Consider the following 5,004-nt stretch of genomic DNA (forward strand, 5'->3'; position numbering starts at 1 on the left):
CCAGACGCTCAGCAACGGCTCGCGGCGTATGCCCTGTCACTACCAGCCGCCCCTCGTCACCGGAGCGCTCCAGCAACTGACCATTGCTGGCCGCCAGCTGCCCACCAATGCGCACCACCGCCTGCTCGCGTCGCTGGCCATCGGCACCGGCGACCTCTGCGCTGAACCCGACAACGTGTGCGGTTTCTCGCGTCAACGTTATCAGGCTATCGGCCAGCGATTCGATCTGGCCCACATCCAGAATATCGCTGCGGCTCAGGCGTGATGGCAATTGCGCTTCGCCGCCCAACGTCAGCCAACTCTGCGACAGCTCATCACGAAGCTCGCCACCGATACCTGCCACGGCAGAGAACACCGCGTCCAGATCACCACTCTGCTCCACTCGCTTAGCCTCGAGCCTGCTTAGCTCATCACTCTGGGCCTGTAGCTGCGTTTCCAGTATCTGACGACGTTCGCGCGCCACGGCGAGTGCGGCACCGGCATCCTCTAATGCCTCCTTCAGCGCATCTGCATCGCGTGACAGCTCGGCTAACCGCGCACGATCTCGCGCCTCAGCAGCCTTGCGCTCTTCACGCAAAGTCTGCATCGTGTCACGAGCGCCGGAAACCGCTGTCACATCACCATCCACCGACTGAGACTGTGCTTGTGCAACCAGCAGTGGCAAACTGCACAGCATCAGGGTCAACAGTCCGCGCATCACTTGCGAGCGAATGCTCATGATCTGTGCTCCTCGGCGACGAATTGGGAAGAAGGCTGAGAGAGCGGCAGGTCTAATAACGTAGGCGGGCGCTGTTCACGCACAATGTCAAGCCCCTTACGCACCTCGGCAATGCCATCACTGTCGAGCTGTTGCCAACGAGCCTGCTCCACTTTCCAGACGCCGCCTTCACTGCCATCTGGCGTCACGTAATACCAGCCCACACGCCCGACTCTCAGGAACTCGACGTCTCGTGCCGCACCGCTCTGAGACACTCTCAGCTCACCACGCCAGGCATCAAACTCAAGACCATAATCCAGTTCGCTGCGCCAAGCGGCCAGTACGCGTTCAAACTTTTCAGCAAGCCCCAGTTCGGCATTAGCAAGCATCGATTCAAGGCTGCCCACCCTGGCCATGCGCTCCTGTTTTAGATAAGGCATGTCAGCCTCAACCCACAGACGCAGTCGCTCGAGCAACCTACGCATCAGACCAGGCAGTGCCTCCCGCGTTCCGTTCAGGCTGTCCAGCGCAGCAAGGCGTCGTTCAAGTGTCTTGGCCTGACCCTCAACCTGCGGTGCCAGCTCAGCGTTATAAGCCGTTAGCCGACGCAGCTCCTCACGGGCCTGACGTAGTGCGTCAAGCCTGGCGCGTACCTCATCGTCGGTGCTGTCGATACGCGCCTGAAGTTCAGCCTGAGTAAGCTGGGCTTCCAACACGTCATCATATAGCGCCGCACCATCGCTGGCGTTCGCAGCCAGGCTTATGGCTAAGAGGGAAAGCAGCCCAATCTGCAGCCTGACCCCCCCTGTAAATTTGTCGACCACGTTCATCTCCCAAAGGTACGCAAAACGCGCTAGCAGGCTAGCTGAAACGACAATTGCCGTCAATGCGAACAGGAATCGTTTTTGTTCAGACGGCAGGCAGACACTAACCCTGGTGAACAGATCAACATTGAACAACCCGCTGATAACTTTGCTCGCTGCGCTCCGCACCTGGCACCAGAGCCACTCACAACGGCTCGGTAACAACACATTGCCCAAAAGTGATGACAATTGTCATACCTAAATGACGATCATTACCATTAACATGAATTCCTATTACCCATGGAGGATTAATCCATCACCGCTGTCAGTAAAACTCGTTTAGGAGAAAACAGTCCATGACGTCCACACCCCCTACCAGAAGAAGGCACAGCTCACAGAAATATCGGTGGAGACACCCCGTGATCCCTTTGGCTCTGGTAATTTCCTGCACCGGCGTAGCGCAGGCAGACGACGCTGAACGAAACACGCTCGCCACCCCTGATGCCGATGCTGCCGAAGAGCTCAAACCCATCCTGGTCACCGCCGATGGGGATAGCGACGAAATCAAGCAGGAAGAGGTTTACACCAAAAACGTCTCCAACCTTTACGTTGACAAGGAAGAACTCGACCGATTCCAGACTGCCAACCCCGGCGATGTCTTCAAGGGCATGAACGGGGTGTACAGCATGGACGCCCGCAACGGCCACTCGATCACGCCGAACATCCGCGGGCTGTCGGGCGAGGGCCGGATACCGCTCACCGTCGACGGCACCGAACAGTCCACCAACGTCTGGCTGCAGGTGTATGGCGTCGGCAACCGCAACTACGTCGATCCGGCCCTGTTCCGCAGCATCGAGGTGGAAAAGGGCCCCTCGTTGAGCCGCGGCATCAAGAGCGGGGTGGGCGGCGCGGTCAATGTCAGGACCATCGAAGCCGACGACATCATCCCCGAAGGCGACAACTTCGGCATCGAAGTGAAGGTGGAAGGCTCCGGCAACACGGTGGCCCCCCAGGTCGATGCCAACAGCTACTTCGGCATGGATTACCGCGACATTCCGGGGGCCGAACTGGGCGGCAGCAACAACGTCAACGTGCCCCAGCCCGTGCCGCGCACCAAGGACAACGATGATCGGTTCAACTTCGACGACCATACGGAGATGCTCACCATCGCCGCCCGCAACGAGGTCACCGATTTTCTGATCTCGCACAGCCGGCGCAGCAAGGGCAACTACTTTGCCGGTACCCACGGCGCCGACAAGTACACCAACAACGATGCCTACGCCATCGATACCGAGGCCAACTTTCCCAACCTGACCAAGCTCTACTATCCCGGCAACGAGATCCTCAGCACCTCCAGCGACACCGAAACCACCCTGGTGAAGAACAACTGGTACCTGCCCGACGACCACGAGATCGGCCTGAGCTTCATGCGCCTGGACCTGGAGTTCGCCGAAACCGGGCCGGCGCAGGCGCTGAGCTCGCTGGGCTTTGCCGAACAGGAACACCTGGACATCGACGGCCAGCTGGTGGCCGAATTCCCGCGCTCCGAACTGCGCCTGGACACCTACAAGCTCAGCCACGCCTGGAAGCCCGAAGGCTCGCGATGGATCGACCTGGAAAGCAGCCTGTGGATGACCAAGACCGACGGCGTGCGCCACCAGACCGGCAGCGGCGCCTACTACATACATGAAAGCCCCGCGCTGGACGCCTACAACGACCTCAAGGCGGACTGGGACTATTGCCGATCCGGCAACGTGGGCAACCTGCCCAGCGGCGCCCCCTACTTCAACTGCTTCACCGATCCCAGCCTCAACCCCAACCTGGGCGGAACCGAACCGGAAGAGCCGGACCACGACGGCACCATCTACCCCGGCAGCGCCCAGTGGACCGAGCACGACCGCGCCGGCTTCGATGTCAGCAACCGCATGCGGCTCACCGACAACCTGGCCATGACCGTGGCCGGCGCCTTCCAGGACGAGAGCCTCGACGAAAGGGTCGCCGAGATGGCCGCCAGCGGCGGCGGCATTGGCCCGGACGGCGCCATGTTCCACTACGCCACCGAAAACTACGGCCCGCGCTCCGGCGAACGGCGCGAATACAGCGGCTCCGTCAACTTCGAGTGGGAGCCCACATCCTGGCTGACCCTGACCGCCGGCATCCGCTACAACCGCTACTCCTCCTACGACGAAGGGCTGGCCGAACGCCGCCGCCAGCAGATCGCCAACGCCGCGGCCGATCGGGTCAAGACCGGGGTGGAGCTGAGCTACGGTGAGCTGCTAACGGAAAGCGAAGCCAACACTTGGAACGCCTTAACACAAAACCGTTTTGACACCGCGAACGCTCTTACTCAGGCAGACTATGACGCAGCCTACAATGGAACCATCACCCCCGCCATGGCGACTTTCCGGGCGGCTGTAGATGCTCAAGATGAGTTCGCGGGAGAGAGCGGAATTTTCCGAGGCCGCGACGATACCTATGGTGCCTATTACTGGAACCGCGAAGTATTCGTACCGGTGGTGGATGGCAAACTGGATGCCTCGCAGAGCCCCCTCGCCGCCAACCCCCTCGACCCGACCGAAACGGCTACCGCGATCAACTCAGAGGGCCAGGAGGTCGTGGCTCCGCTCAGCGCCAGAGGGAATACTCCCCGTACGGGTACCGCCGTCTATGAGGAGCTGGCCGCCGATCAGCGCTGGGCCGCTCCCGAGAAGCAGTCTGGCGAGGCCTGGTCACCCATGCTCTCGGCCACGCTCCAGGTGGCATCGCACAGCACCCTCTTTGCACGCTATGCCCAGACCACCCGCTTCCCCAGCATCTTCGAGATCGCCTCGGTGAACCTGGGCGGCACGGTCGGCACCCTCAGCACCCAGGGTGCCAGCAAGCCCGAGCGCAGCACCAACTGGGAGATCGGTTACGCCCACGACCTCACCCAGTTCTTCCCCTCCCTGTACCGGGCCGACGCGCGCCTGAGCTACTTCGACACCACCATCGAGGACTTCATCGAGCGCACCTCGACGCTCGACGTCATCCAGTTCGACGAGAAGCGGCTCAGCGGCATCGAGTTCCAGTCGCGCTTCGACAGCGGCCGCTTCTTCGGCAGCCTGGGGGCCACCTACCGCCTCGACCAGAAGCTGTGCGACGAAGACTACGCCTACGGCATGGACGTGTATTACAACCGCGTGCCCGAGTGCATGACCGGCGGCTTCCCCGACACCCTGACCGCCACCAGCCTACAGCCCAAGTATTCCATCAATGCCGAGCTGGGCACCCGCCTGCTCGACCGGCGCCTGGAGCTGGGCTGGCGCACCACCTACCACGCCAAGGCCGAGAACGACCAGCTGGACGACCTGCTCAACACCAGCTACGGCGCGGACGTCTGGCAGGAGAGCAGCATGCGCCAGCTGTTCTGGCACGAGACCCTGCTGCACGACGCCTATGCGCGCTTCCACGTGAATCCGCACCTGAGCATGAACCTGGGCGTCACCAACGTCACCGACGAGTACT

2 protein-coding genes and 1 pseudogene are annotated in these 5,004 nt (G+C 61.5%); 1 reads left to right on the forward strand and 2 read right to left on the reverse strand.

The window, feature by feature from the left end; translation table 11 throughout:
* Nucleotides 1-718: pseudogene (locus tag ACTH3D_RS12330) on the reverse strand (MotA/TolQ/ExbB proton channel family protein); the annotation flags it as partial.
* Nucleotides 715-1,521 carry a DUF3450 domain-containing protein gene (locus ACTH3D_RS12335; RefSeq protein WP_441667425.1) on the reverse strand — a complete coding sequence of 269 codons (807 nt, stop codon included), beginning with the start codon at nt 1,519-1,521 and terminating at the stop codon, nt 715-717. The pseudogene ACTH3D_RS12330 and the gene ACTH3D_RS12335, both read right to left, overlap by 4 nt.
* 398 nt (nt 1,522-1,919) lie before the next feature.
* Here ACTH3D_RS12335 and ACTH3D_RS12340 point away from each other — a divergent pair.
* Nucleotides 1,920-5,004 (forward strand): TonB-dependent receptor domain-containing protein (locus tag ACTH3D_RS12340; RefSeq protein ID WP_441667426.1); only part of this gene is annotated, 3,085 nt, incomplete at its 3' end.

It is taken from the genome of Halomonas sp., from assembly GCF_052095765.1.
In the GTDB taxonomy this organism is placed as follows: domain Bacteria; phylum Pseudomonadota; class Gammaproteobacteria; order Pseudomonadales; family Halomonadaceae; genus Halomonas.